12 protein-coding genes are annotated in these 12,872 nt (G+C 70.6%); 5 read left to right on the top strand and 7 right to left on the bottom strand.

Annotation, left to right across the window (positions count from 1 at the left end; genetic code table 11):
• Nucleotides 1-403: 403 nt before the first annotated feature.
• Both F5X71_RS10745 and cobC read right to left on the bottom strand, forming a co-directional pair.
• Entirely contained in the window at nucleotides 404-1,525 is a 1,122-nt protein-coding gene (locus tag F5X71_RS10745) for a Nif3-like dinuclear metal center hexameric protein (protein ID WP_167461808.1), read from the bottom strand.
• A 144-nt stretch (nucleotides 1,526-1,669) separates the two neighbouring features.
• A complete protein-coding gene (gene cobC, locus F5X71_RS10740) occupies nucleotides 1,670-2,710 on the bottom strand; it encodes an Rv2231c family pyridoxal phosphate-dependent protein CobC (protein ID WP_167461807.1) in 1,041 nt (346 codons plus the stop codon).
• 145 nt (nucleotides 2,711-2,855) lie between these two features.
• On the opposite strand from cobC, the gene F5X71_RS10735 reads away from it, so the two are divergent.
• On the top strand, nucleotides 2,856-3,374 hold the full coding sequence (locus tag F5X71_RS10735; RefSeq protein ID WP_167461806.1) for a low molecular weight protein-tyrosine-phosphatase: 519 nt from the start codon (nucleotides 2,856-2,858) through the stop codon (nucleotides 3,372-3,374).
• The gene (locus tag F5X71_RS10730; protein ID WP_167466368.1) at nucleotides 3,374-4,249 is read left to right on the top strand and encodes an SURF1 family cytochrome oxidase biogenesis protein; all 876 of its coding nucleotides are present in this window, start codon (nucleotides 3,374-3,376) and stop codon (nucleotides 4,247-4,249) included. The genes F5X71_RS10735 and F5X71_RS10730 overlap by 1 nt, the downstream gene beginning before the upstream one ends.
• 97 nt (nucleotides 4,250-4,346) lie before the next feature.
• On the opposite strand, the gene F5X71_RS10725 is transcribed toward F5X71_RS10730, so the two are convergent.
• Nucleotides 4,347-5,264 (bottom strand): cobalamin biosynthesis protein, encoded by a 918-nt coding sequence (locus F5X71_RS10725; RefSeq protein ID WP_167461805.1) that lies wholly within the window; start codon nucleotides 5,262-5,264, stop codon nucleotides 4,347-4,349.
• 265 nt (nucleotides 5,265-5,529) lie between these two features.
• Between F5X71_RS10725 and sigJ the strand changes: the two genes are divergently transcribed.
• Complete coding sequence (gene sigJ / locus F5X71_RS10720; RefSeq protein ID WP_167461804.1) at nucleotides 5,530-6,492, top strand: RNA polymerase sigma factor SigJ; 963 nt, start codon at nucleotides 5,530-5,532, stop codon at nucleotides 6,490-6,492.
• A 254-nt stretch (nucleotides 6,493-6,746) separates the two neighbouring features.
• Here the strand turns inward: sigJ and ald are convergent, their stop codons facing one another.
• Nucleotides 6,747-7,862 (bottom strand): alanine dehydrogenase, encoded by a 1,116-nt coding sequence (ald, locus tag F5X71_RS10715; protein WP_167461803.1) that lies wholly within the window; start codon nucleotides 7,860-7,862, stop codon nucleotides 6,747-6,749.
• Nucleotides 7,863-7,990: 128 nt separating this feature from the next.
• On the bottom strand, nucleotides 7,991-8,764 hold the full coding sequence (locus F5X71_RS10710; protein ID WP_167461802.1) for an MBL fold metallo-hydrolase: 774 nt from the start codon (nucleotides 8,762-8,764) through the stop codon (nucleotides 7,991-7,993).
• A gap of 71 nt (nucleotides 8,765-8,835) precedes the next feature.
• On the opposite strand from F5X71_RS10710, the gene F5X71_RS10705 reads away from it, so the two are divergent.
• Both F5X71_RS10705 and F5X71_RS10700 read left to right on the top strand, forming a co-directional pair.
• A complete protein-coding gene (locus F5X71_RS10705) occupies nucleotides 8,836-9,786 on the top strand; it encodes a GlxA family transcriptional regulator (RefSeq protein ID WP_167461801.1) in 951 nt (316 codons plus the stop codon).
• Between the two features lie 102 nt (nucleotides 9,787-9,888).
• The gene (locus F5X71_RS10700) at nucleotides 9,889-10,404 is read left to right on the top strand and encodes a gamma carbonic anhydrase family protein (RefSeq protein ID WP_167461800.1); all 516 of its coding nucleotides are present in this window, start codon (nucleotides 9,889-9,891) and stop codon (nucleotides 10,402-10,404) included.
• A gap of 386 nt (nucleotides 10,405-10,790) precedes the next feature.
• On the opposite strand, the gene F5X71_RS10695 is transcribed toward F5X71_RS10700, so the two are convergent.
• Both F5X71_RS10695 and F5X71_RS10690 read right to left on the bottom strand, forming a co-directional pair.
• A complete protein-coding gene (locus F5X71_RS10695; RefSeq protein ID WP_167461799.1) occupies nucleotides 10,791-11,786 on the bottom strand; it encodes a GAF domain-containing protein in 996 nt (331 codons plus the stop codon).
• A 102-nt stretch (nucleotides 11,787-11,888) separates the two neighbouring features.
• Nucleotides 11,889-12,701 (bottom strand): SDR family NAD(P)-dependent oxidoreductase, encoded by an 813-nt coding sequence (locus tag F5X71_RS10690; RefSeq protein WP_167461798.1) that lies wholly within the window; start codon nucleotides 12,699-12,701, stop codon nucleotides 11,889-11,891.
• Nucleotides 12,702-12,872: the final 171 nt, after the last annotated feature.

The following is a 12,872-nucleotide window of genomic DNA, read 5'->3' as shown; positions in this document are numbered from 1 at the left end:
CCGGACACGCCCCGACACGCCGAAGTGATGCTGATCGCACACAACCGAGCACGCCTCCCCAGGCAGTTCGGCAAGCACCACGCTCAGCCGGGCCTGCTGACCATCCACGAGCCTGGACACCCACGCCGCCACGTCGGGCAGCTCAGCGAACACCACACTCGATCGGGGCACGCCGACCGCCCACGGGTCCATGCGCGTGACGCACACGCGCGTCTCCCGAGTCGCGCAGGTCGGCGAATATCGGCTCAGCTGAGCACGCCGACCGTCCATGGGTCCGCGCGTTGCGTGGACCCACGCGTCCGTCGAGCGCGGCAAGTCAGCGAGCGCCGAGCACTCCGACCGTCCGCGGGTCCATACGCAGCGTGGACCCGCGGCCCCGAGTCGGGTAGGTCGGCGGGTGCGTTCAGCTGGGTGCGCTGACCGTCCACGGGTCGGTGCGCAGCGTGGAGACGCGCGTTTCCAGGTCGGGCAGCTCGGCCAGGACGATGCGTTGCGCTTGGGCGCACCATGGGAATTCGGTGGCCCAGTGCGCGGCGTCGACGAGCGCGGGACCGCCGCGGCGCAGCTGCTCGTCGACCGGGTGGTGCCGCAGATCGGCGGTGACGTAGGCGTCGACACCCAACCGGGCGACGACGTCGAGGTAGGAATCACCCGCGCCGCCGCACACCGCGACCGTGTACACGCTGCGGTCCGGGTCACCGGCCGCTCGCACGCCCCACGCGGTCGGCGGCAGTGCGGCCGCCACCCGATCGGTGAAGGCGCGCAATGTCTCCGGGGCCGCGAGTGTGCCGACGCGGCCGATACCGAGCGTCGAGGGCAGCAACGCGCGCTCGGTGATGTGATAGGCCGGGTCCTCGTAGGGATGCGCGGCGCGCAGCGCGGCCAGCAGCGCCGCGCGCGCAGTCGGGGGCGCGACCACCTCCAACCGTTCCTCTTCGACGTGCTGAAGTTCACCGAGCGCTCCGACGGCCGGATTCGCCTGCGACATCGGCCGGAACTGCCCGATCGCGGGCACCCGCAGCGCACAGTCGCGGTAATCACCGCTACCGCCCGCGCCCGCCGCGAACAACGCGGCCAGCACCGCGTCGCTGTGCGGCCGGGGCACCTGCACCACCCAGTTATCCACCGGGGCCTCGGGTTTAGCGTCCAGTGGGCCGGTCACTGTGAGCCCGAGCGCGGCGGCCAGCGCGTCCGAGACGCCGGGGTCGGCGGAATCGGCGTTGGTGTGCGCGGTGAACAGTGCGCAGCCGGAGCGGATGAGCCGGTGCAGCAGTGCGCCTTTCGGCGTGTTCGCGGCGACAGTGTCGACCCCGCGCAGCAGCAGCGGATGATGCACCACCAAAGCCTGTGCCCGCCAATCGATCGCCTCGTCCACGACCGCGGCGGTCGCGTCGACCGCGAAGAGCACGCGGGTGACCTCCTCGTCCGGATCACCGGCGACCAACCCGACCGAATCCCACGATTCGGCGAGCCGCGGCGGGTACGCGGCGTCGAGCACTGCGATGAGATCCGCGAGCGTGGTCATCATCTACCTTTCTCGATCGAATACTGCACTGTCACAAACCAATCCGGCATACCGGCCCTGCCTCCGGGCGAGCACAGCAACGGCCCGGCCGCCCGGCTCCAGATCCAGCCGCCCGGATCGCCCAGCATGCGCGAAACCCGTTGCTCACCACAGGTTTGCCGTCCTTATCGCGTCGATCAGCTGATCCACCGCGGCCGCGTCCCGCACGGCGACGCGCAGCTGGTTCGGCCCGAGGCCGGGAAAGGTGTCCGCCCGGCGCACGGCGATACCCTTGTCCGACAGATACTTTCGGAGCAGCTCGCCGTCCGGCACCTGGATCAGCAGGAACGGGGCGGCAGCCGGGGTGTGCACATGCACGCCGAGCTCGGTCAGCTCGGTGATCATCGAGGCGCGGTCGGCGGCGATCCGCGCCGCTTGCCGCTGCTCCTGGGCGACCGCGTCAGGCGCGGCGGTGGCGGTGATCGCCTCCAATTGCAGTGTGCCCAAAGGCCAATGCGCGCGACCGTGGTTCAGCCGGGCCAGCAGCGACGGCGCGCCGAGGAGGTACCCGCAGCGAAGTCCCGCGAGCGCCCACGTTTTGGTGAGACTGCGCAGGATCAGGACATCGGGCGCGGCGAGCCCCGCCAGTGACTCCGGCTCGCCGGGGACGGCGTCGGCGAACGCCTCGTCCACCACGACGATCCGGCCCGGCCTGCGCAGTGCGTCGACGGCCTCGGCGGGGTGCAGCACGGAGGTCGGGTTGGTCGGATTGCCCAGCACCACCAGGTCGGCCGCGGCGGGCACCGCGGCCGGGTCGAGGGTGTAGGGCGGTTCGAGCAGCACCCGGGTCACGGGGACGCCCGCCTCCCGCAGGGCGAGCTCGGGCTCGGTGAACGACGGATGCAGCACCGCGGCCAGCCGCGACTCCAGCCGGGGCAGCATCGCGAAGCCCTCCGCGGCTCCAGCCAGCAGCAGCACCTCCTCCGGGTCACGTCCGTGCCGCCGCGCGACCGCGCGCCGGGCCGCCAGCTCCGACTCGGCGCTCGGATATCGGCCGAGTTCGCCGAGCCGCGCCGCCAACCGCTCGCGCAACCACTCCGGCGGCGCGCTGCCCTGCACGTTCACCGCGAAATCGAGCATGCCGGGCCGCGCGTCCACGTCGCCGTGGTGGCGCAGGCTCGCATGGTCGACGCTGTCCTCTGGCACGAGAGCACCCTACGTGGGGGCGTCGGCGGCCCCGCTCGACGGCGACGCGGACACGCTGTCACCGCGCCCGCCGACAGGGTGACCGGCACCACCTTCGGCCCCTCCGCGCACCCTCCGTGGCGGCACCGGCGAGCGACCGGCCAGAATGGCTGTCGTGGGTGAGCTGCACGTGTCGTTCGTCTGTACCGGCAATATCTGCCGTTCTCCGATGGCGGAGAAGATCTTCGCGGCGCATCTGTCCCGCGCGGGCCTCGCCGACCGGGTCCGGGTCAGCAGCGCGGGCACCGGTTCCTGGCACGTCGGCGACGACGCCGACCACCGCACCAACGCCACCCTGCGCAAATACGGCTATGCCACCGGGCACGCGGCGGCCACCCTCGGCGCCGATCACTACGACGCGGACCTGCTGATCGCGCTGGACACCTCGCACGAGCGCGAACTGGCGCGACGCGGGGTGCCCTCGGACCGGCGCAGGCTGCTGCGCGGTTTCGACCCGGACGCCGACGGTCCCGACGTGCCCGACCCGTACTACGGCGACACCGCGGATTTCGAACTGGTCCGCGATCAGATCGAGGCGGCGATGCCGGGCCTGCTCGACTGGGTGCGCACCGCACTCGGCGTCGAGCCGGGCCCGCCCGACCCGGTACTGGACGGGCACGCATGATCCGCCGGCTGACCTTCCTGCTGCGCCCGAGCTGGGTGATCCTCGCGGTGCTCGTCGTCGCGTTCGCCTACCTCTGCTTCACCGTGCTCGCACCGTGGCAGCTCGGCAAAAACACCACCACCTCGCTCCGCAACCAGCTGATCGCCGACTCGGTGCGCGCCGACCCGGTGGACATCACCACCGTCCTCGCCACCCCGGCCACCGACGAAACCCACAGCGAATGGCGCAAAGTCACCGCGTCGGGCAGCTATCTGCCAGACTCCACGGTGCTGGTCCGGCTGCGTCACCTCGACGGCGCGCCCGGTTACGCGGTGCTCGGCACGTTCCGGCTCGACGACGGCAGGCTGCTGCTGATCGACCGAGGACTGGTCGCCGCGGTGGACGGGGTGCGCCCGCCACCGATCCCCGACCCGCCGCCGGGCCCGCAGCGGCTAGAGGCCAGGATCCGGATGTCCGAGGGCGTCACGCCGGGTAAAGATCCGTCGTTGCAGGACGGCTTCCGTCAGGTGTACTCGATCGACCTCGCGCAGGAAACCACCGTCCTGCAACAGCCGCTGACCGCCATCCCCACCGGCGGCGACCGCGGCGGCTACCTGCAACTCGACGAAAACCAGCCCGGCGCTTTCACTCCCACGCCGCTACCCCAACTCGACGCAGGCCCCTACCTCTCCTACGGCCTGCAGTGGCTGGCCTTCGGCATCATGGCCCCGCTCGGCCTCGGCTATTTCGTCTACGCCGAACTCCGCGAGCGCCGCAAGGAAAAGGGCGGCGCCCCAAGCCAGCCCGCATCCGAGGCCGAATCCGCCCCTGCCGCACCGCCACCCGTCACCACCGAAGCACGCCTGGCCGATCGTTACGGTCGCGGCCGCGACTGATCCCGCGCCGCTGCCGATTCCGCCTGACCCGCGCGCGGCGCGATATCGGTTGCGGCACAGCGAATACAGCGCGACGAACAGTGCGGAATGGGTTGGGTCAGCGTCGAGCCAGGGCCGTGCACGCGGCCAGCACCAACGCCGCCGCCTGGACTGCTTCCGAAAGGCGTACTGCGCGATGTAGATCCGCGACGGTGGGCGGCGGTCCGTCGCCGAGGGTGGGGCGCTGTTCGACACCGTGCGCGTACTCGGTGCGGCCGCCGAGCCGGATGCCGAGTGCGCCCGCCATCGATGCCTCCACTACTCCGGCGTTCGGGCTTGGATGCTGGGCGGCGTCGCGGCGCCAGGCACGCAGCGCGGCGGCGGGGCGGCCACCGACCAGCGGGGCGAGGGCGGCGGCGAGCACGCCGGTGACGCGGGCGGGCAGGAGATTGGCGAGGTCGTCGGTGCGCGCGGCGGCCCAGCCGAAGTTCCGGTAGCGGTCGTTGCGGTAGCCGATCATGGCATCGAGGGTGTTGATCGCGCGATACCCGAGCAGACCCGGTACCCCGGCCAGCGCGCCCCACACCAGCGGCGCGACGGCCGCGTCCGAGGTGTTCTCCGCGATGGATTCCAGTGCGGCACGGGCCAATCCGTCGGCGTCGAGCACCTCGGGGTCGCGTCCGCACAGCGCGGGCAGCAGTGCGCGGGCCGCGGCCAGATCGCCCGCTTCGAGCCGGTCGGCCATCTCGCCACCGGTGCGCGCCAGGCTGCGACCACCGAGCACGGTCCACGTCGCCAGCGCGAGCACGGGCACACCGCCCCTGCGCACGCCATAGCCCAGACCGACCGCTGCCCCGACCAACGCCGCCTCGTGCACCACTCCGGCACTACGCCGATCGCCATACGTCACCGACTCGAGCGCACCGGCCGCAGTGCCGAACCCGGCCACCGGATGCCACCGCCGCGGATCCCCCACCACCCGATCCACCGCAAATCCGAGCACCAGCCCCAACGCCACCGAGGTCCCCTTACGCACCCGCCGAGACTAACGCCCCCGCCACACCACAGCCACGCCGCACGCAACCCGGGCCACACGTCCGCCACCCATATCACCCCGCGATCACTCCACGCGGCACGGCATTCATGCGACGCGAGCCGCGTAGTGATGCGGGACTCGCCGGAAAGCGGGTGGGTGAGCTGGGGTTTTCTGGCATGTCACACTCTGAGGTCCTGCGTCGTCGACCCGGTGACGCATCCTTGGACCCGCCCCACCGGGCTTGACGATCGAACGGCGAACCGCAGTGACTTCCGAACAGTCTTCTCCTTCCGAACCTCTCGACCAGGCCGAGCTGGCCCGGCGGTTCGAGGAGCACCGGCCTTACCTGCGCCGGCTCGCCTACAGCACGCTGGGCGCCCTCACCGACGCCGATGATGTCGTGCAGGAGGCGTGGCTGCGGTTGCAGCGCCAGTTCGAGGCGGGCACCGCGGGCCAGATCGAGAACCTGCGGGCCTGGTTGAGCACCGTGGTCGGCAGGCTCGCGCTGGACCAGCTCGGTTCGGCGCGGGCCCGGCGCGAGCAGTATGTCGGCGAATGGCTGCCCGAGCCCGAGGTCACCAGCTGGGACGACCCGGCCGACCGGGTCACCCAGGACGAGCGGGTCACCACCGCGCTACTGGTCGTGCTCGAATCCCTCTCGCCCGCCGAGCGCACCGCGTTCGTGCTGCAGGACGTGTTCGGCATGAGCGGGCCGGAGGTCGCCGAGGTGGTCGGCCGCACGCCCGCGGCGGTGCGCCAGCTCGCCTCCCGTGCCCGCAAGCGCGTCGAGGACGGCACGCCCCGCTTCCCCGCCTCACCCGACGAACAGGAGAAGGTGGTTTCCGCGTTCGCGGTCGCGTGGCGCTCCGGCGATCTCAGCGCGCTGCTCGGCGTGCTCGACGCCAACGTGAGCCTCATCGCCGACGGCGGCGGCAAGGTGCCCGCCATCCGGCAGGCGGTGCGCGGCGCCGAACTCATCGCGAAGATGCTGCTCGGCTGGTACCACGCGCCATCCGCGGCGGGTGGCTGGGGCCGCGCGGTGCTGGTGAACGGCGCGCCGGGCCTGGTGGTCTTCGACGGCAACCACATCGGCGTGTTCGCCTTCACCATCGACGACGGCCGCATCGTCGCCATCAATGTCGTGCGCAACCCCGACAAGTTGCACAACCTGCCCACCTCCGGCGAGCCGGACTGGTACCTCAACATGACCTCGTCCGCGGACGAGTAACCCGCCGAATCCGTTGTCCCGCAGCGCACCAACCCCCGGCTGGTGCGCTGCGCGACCCCGCCCCACCGCCCGCGAGCACCGAGCGAACCCCGGCCACTCGCACGACGGTCCGAGCTCAGCCGAGCGCTCGGACCACCAGCACCGCAACCGACCAGGGCCCGTCAACTGCCACCGGGCACCCACGCCTCAGCCGCCCGGCCCTTCAGTCGGCCCTCGGGCAGCCCGCACGTCGGCCGATCAGCCGCCCGCCAACCTCAACCAACCAACCCCATCGGCTGGCGTGCCGCATACCCGTGTGCCGCGGCGACTTCCACCGAGACCAGGCGGCCGCTGTCGGCGGTGAGGCCCTGTGCGAGCTCGGGATAATTCGCGCAGGCCTGCTGCCAGCCGAGGCCCGCGATGGCGCGGACGTAGGGCAGGGTGGCGTTGGTGAGGGCCAGGGTGGCCGTGTGCGGCACGGCACCGGGCATGTTCGCGACACAGTAGAACAACGAATCATGGACGCGGAACGTCGGATTCGCGTGCGTGGTCGGCCGTGAACCCGCGAAGCACCCACCCTGGTCGATGGCGATGTCGACGAGCACCGAGCCCGGCCGCATCCCGGCGACCAACTCGTCGGTGACGAGTTTCGGCGCACGCGCGCCCGGCACCAGCACCGAGCCGATGACGAGATCGGCGGCGAGCACGGCCCGTTCGATCTCGGCCGCGTTGGACGCGACGGTCACCACCCGGCCGTCGAACCGCGCGTCGAGCTCACGCAGTCGGTGCAAGTTGGTATCCAGCACGGTGACTCGCGCGCCCATGCCCGCGGCGACCGACGCCGCGTTGGTCCCCGCGACGCCGCCGCCGAGCACCACCACGTCCGCAGGAGGGACCCCGGGCACGCCGCCGAGCAGCATGCCCGCACCGCCCAGCGGCGCCATCAGGTGATAGGCGCCCACCTGTCCGCCGAGTTTGCCCGCGACCTCGCTCATCGGCGCGAGCAAGGGCAGCGACCCGTCCGTCGATCGCACCGTTTCGTAGGCGATCGCGGTGATTCCCGAGCGCAGAATCGCGTCCGTGCATTCCCGGGACGCGGCCAGATGCAGGTAGGTGAACAGCACCTGCCCGGCCCGTAGCCGTGGATATTCTTGCGCGATCGGCTCTTTCACCTTCAAGACCAGGTCGGCCTCCCACCACACCTGATCTGCCTCCGGCACCAACCTCGCACCGACGGCGGTGTAGTCGGCGTCGGCGAACCCCGACCCGACACCCGCCCCGGTTTGGATCAGCACCTCGTGCCCCTGCGTGGTCAGCTCCCCGGCACCCGCCGGCGTCAGCGCCACCCGGAACTCCTGCTCCTTGACCTCCCGTGGAACTCCGATCCTCATACGGTCATCGTGGACCCCGCACCCCGGTCCCGCCACGAACGACGCGCGGGCGTCACACGATGATCACGAGGCTGCCCGGCCACGGCGCGTTTCTGCGCAGGTTGAGCAGCAGGCTCGGTGTGTGAGCCTCAGACAGTGACCGCTTTGCCGAGCGGCGGAGTGCGCAGTTGCCCGGCGCGGCCCGCGTTCTCGAAAACCTTGGCCAGCCGATCGAGCGTCTCGCTGAAGTGCAGCCACCCGTCCCCGTGCACCGGCACGATCGCCGTGTCGTCGCCGAGCACCTGCGCCGCCTCCACCGCGGTGCGCGCGTTCAGGGTGACATCGACGTCGCCGAAGGCCCCGACATTCGCCGCGCCGACGAACAGGATGGCGATGTCGATGCGGCCGAACCGCTCGACGATCTGGCGGACCCGATCGACCGAGGCGTTGTCGCCGGAGACGTACACGGTCGGCTCGCCGGGGGCGCGCAGTACGAATCCGGTGACCACGCCGGTGACCGATTCGCATCCCTCCGGCCCGTGCAGGGCGGGCACCGCGGTCACCTCGATGCCGTCGATGGTGACGGTCTCCCAGTTCGCCAGTCCCCGAACACCGTTGATGCGCTCACCGGCGCCGGGGGTGGACAGCACGGTCGGCACCGTCCGCAGGAACTCCCGGCCCGAGTTGTCCAGGTTGTCGGCGTGCTCGTCGTGGGAGAGCAGCACGATGTCCACCGGCCCGACCTCGGCCGCGGACACCGCGGGACCGGTGAGCTTGTACAGCGTGACCCGCCCCGCGTACTCGCCCGGCTCGTCGAAGGTGGGGTCGGTCAGGAACGTGCGGCCCGCGTAACGGAAGCGCAGGGTGGGGCCGCCGACGTGCAGCACTTCCAGCTGGGTGGTCTGTTCGATCGTTTCGCTCATGCCAATGATCCTGTCCTGCTGCGAAACCGTCCGACAGTGGCCCGCGAGCCGCCTACCGCTAAAATCGGGCCATGCATACCGTGGCCGTGCTCGCCTACGACAACATCAGCCCGTTCCACCTGTCGGTGGCCAGCCTGGTCTTCGGCCGCGTCGGCATCGGCGGCAAGTCGCCGTACCGGGTGGACGTGTGCGCGGAGCGCCCCGGAACCCTGCCCACCCCAGCGGGTTTCGACATCGATGTGCGCAACGGCCTGGACACCCTGGTCCGCGCGGACACCGTGGTGATTCCCAGTTGGGAGCGACACCTGCCGCTGTCGCCGCAGTTGCGCGCGGCCCTGTGGCAGGCGCACGGCGCGCAGGCCAGGATCGTCGGGTTGTGCCTCGGCTCCTGGGCGGTGGCGGCCAGCGGACTGGCCGACGGCCGCGAGATCACCACCCACTGGGCCGGTGCCGCCGAATTGGCCGCCGCCTTCCCCGCGGTCCGGGTCCGGGCCGACACCCTGTGGTCCGATCTCGGCGACGTGGTCACCTCCGCGGGCGTCGCCGCCGCCCTCGACTGCTGCCTGCACCTGGTGCGCAACGATCTGGGCAGCCGCGCGGCCACCGAACTGGCCAGAGAGCTCGTGACGGCGCCACACCGCAGCGGCTCGCAGGCGCAGTACATCCCGGTCGCCGTGCCCGACGCAACCGACGACGACCCGATCGAACGCGCGATGGTCTGGGCCCGAACACATCTCGGCGATCCGATCGATCTGGACGGTTGGGCACGGGTGGCCCTGATGTCGCGACGCACCTTCACCCGCCGCTTCCGCGACCGCACCGGCAGCAGCCCGCAGCAATGGCTGCTGCACCAGCGCGCCGACCGCGCCCGCCTACTGCTGGAGACCACCGACGACACCATGGACCGGATCGCCGCCGAGACGGGTTTCGGCACCGCGGTCAGCCTGCGGCACCACTTCCATCGCATCCTCGGCACCAGCCCCGCGGCGCACCGCGCGCTGTTCGCGACCCCGACGCACTAGACCCCGCCTCATCAGCCCGGTCAGGCGCCTCCGCGAGTCGGCGACGGAGGGGACATGTGCGCCACGGCCTGACTACTCGAGACGAGACGCTAGGTTCAGCACATGAGGATTCAGATCGGTGAGTTCGTTCCGGATATCGACGAGGACGCCTGGATCGCGCCGACGGCGACGGTGATCGGGCAGGCGCGGCTCGCGGCCGAGGTGAGCGTCTGGTACGGCGCGGTGATCCGCGCCGACCTGGAGCAGATCACCATCGGCGCACGCACCAATATTCAGGACGGCTGTGTGCTGCACGCCGATCCGGGCTTCCCGCTCACCGTCGGCAGCGGGGTTTCGGTGGGACACAACGCGATTCTGCACGGCTGCACGATCGGCGACGATGTGCTGGTCGGAATGGGCGCCACCGTGCTCAACGGCGCGGTGATCGGCGCGGGTAGCCTGATCGCCGCCAACGCGCTGATCCCGGAGGGCGCGCAGATCCCGCCGGGGTCGCTCGTCGCGGGCGTGCCGGGCAAGGTTCGCCGGGAGCTCAGCTCGGCCGAGCAGGACGGCATTCGTCTGAATGGGGCTGTGTACCTACACAACACGGCCAATCACCGCACCGCGAAAGAGGTGTGAGACAGCACACACTGATCAAGTGTCCAGTAGAATTCGCTGATAGCATTCTGCCAGCGTGCCCGGTGACCCGGGGTCTCCTGCCGACACGGTTGTCGTGCGGCTTGTAGCGCAGTGGTGAACCCACCCTGGGTCGGTGGGAACGTGAGCTAGCGTGCAGGCAGGAGGTATCACGGTGGTTGCGTACATGCAGGCGAGTATGCACCGGCCGATGGGGCGGATCAGTGTGGCCGACATCGCCGCCCAGCCGGGTGGCGTCGAGGCATTACACCAGCGTGTTCACGAATTACGTTCTCGCGGAGTCGATTTCGCCGCGAACGCGATCGAACAGGAAATGGCGGCACTGGACCTACCCCGCCGATGAGCTCGGCCCACGGTCACCGCGAAATTCAGGACACCGCGGTGACCGTGGCAAGTCCGGCCGTGGTGTGCTGATCGAGCACCATCAGCGCGCCCCGCACCCACACCGCCTGCCACCCACCGTCCACCCGTCGCAAGCGCAGCACGCCCTCCGTGCGATGCCGTGCCAGTTCGCGCGACATCTCCTGTGCCGCAGCAAGATCCTCCGGATGGATCTGGGGCGCAGGCTCACCGGGTAGGTCGGCCCAGGCAATTCCCGGCATCGGCGGCCCGATCCAGCGAATCAGGTGCAGCGAGCGCAGATTCACGATCGCGCGATACTCCCCCGGCGCCGTGGCCGCCTCCAGCAGTTGATATTCCAGAATCATCGGCGGCGGCGCGGACGGCACCGCGGTCGCGGCGCCGATGTCCTGGGTCACGCCGCGGAACAGGACAGAGCGCTGCCCGTCGGCATCGGTCTCGATATTGATTCGGCACGCGAAATGCCCCGCCCGCAAGGCATTGTCGTCGCGCCGGATGGTCCACACGGCCTGATGCTCGGTGTCCGGCGCCGAGTTCACCAGCTTCGCCAGCGCCTCGCGCTCGTCCCGATTGGTGACCAGCCGCGCGAAAGCGCCCGCGATCGCCAGCTCCGCCGCGCGGTCCTCGGGCGCGACACCGTAGAGATCGAGCAGATCGATGCTGCGCACCGACCGATTGGTGGTCAGGTTGAAATACCACGCGCCCACCGGTTCTCGCTCCGGTAACGGTTCGTGCACCGGCCCGACCCACAGCCGCACCGCATGCGCCCGGTCCGGCGCGATGAGCAGCGGTTCGGCGCGCACCCGGCGCCGCCGATCCGCCGAGACCCGCTCGACCACGGCACAGGTCGCCACCGCCTGCGCGAGCGCGTCCTGCGCGTCGGCCAGCGACAGCGGGTTGCGCAAGATGTTGCGTACCGGCACGAAGGACTTCGGCGTCGCCCCGAGCGCGATCACCGCGCCCGGTACACCGGAGAAGCATTCGACCAGAAGCCATTTCGCCATCAATCGTGTCCGATCAATCGCGTCCGATCGTTCTCCGTCACGAGATCTGTTCGACCAGTTAGCATTTCAACTATCCATTCCTGCCCACGCCTGGGCGCGCGGTCAGGAACGAAATACCACGTCCAACACCCGTTCGTGATACGAGCCGGTGGCCCGTGTGACCAGATCCACAAGAAGGGCGTCCAGTCCGACGAGCACCTTCGCCCGTCCGCGCGCCGCTCCGCGCAGAATCTCCCGGGCGGCCGCCGCCGGACCGGTCCGCGCGACCCGCTCCTCGAAGCGCCGGGCGACCGCGGCCGCGTCGATGCCCGGCGCGACGCGCGCGGATCGGGCGATCGAGGTCAGCACCCCGCCGGGATAAACGCCCGTGACCCGGACCACATCCCCCGCCGCCCGCATGTCCTGCCGCAGCGAATCGGTGAACCCGCGCACGGCGAACTTCGCCGCGTTGTACGGCCCATGCCCGGCCACCCCGACCAGCCCGAACGCCGAGGACACGTTCACCACGTGCGCGCGCCGCACGGCCTGTAGATACGGCAGGAACGCCTTGGTGCCGTTGACGACTCCCCAGAAGTCCACATCCATCACGTGCTCGAAGTCAGCGAACGGCGAGTCCGCGACGCCGCCGACGTGCAGAATCCCGGCATTGTTGAACAGCGCCTCGACCCGGCCGAAGTGCGCGACCGTCGCCGCCGCGTGCGCGAGCACCGCGGGCCGGTCGGTGACATCGAGCGTGGTCACCAGCGGCTCGGAACCCAGCGCGGCGCACAGCTTTCCGGTCTCGGCGACCGCCTCCCCCGACCGGTCCGACAGTGCGAGCAACGCGCCGTCCCCGGCCAGCGCCAGCGCCAAGGCGCGGCCGATGCCCGCGCCCGCCCCGGTGATCGCCACCACGCGGTTCGCGAAATATGCCACGGCGCAACCTCTTCCGAGCCCAACGACATCCAAGATGGATACCCACAGGGTAATCAGTCGAAGGTGGACATGCGACCGACTAGACAGCTTTCCGGCCGGTTCGACCATCCCAGACCACGCCGCGACCGGCCGATGAAATAATGAATGGTCCGCACCCGCACCGTCGCGATG

Origin of the sequence: Nocardia brasiliensis, from assembly GCF_011801125.1 — a bacterium.
In the GTDB taxonomy this organism is placed as follows: Bacteria; Actinomycetota; Actinomycetes; order Mycobacteriales; family Mycobacteriaceae; genus Nocardia; species Nocardia brasiliensis_C.
Note: the sequence above shows the minus strand (reverse complement) of the source record. Positions and strands in the feature narration are given on the sequence as shown.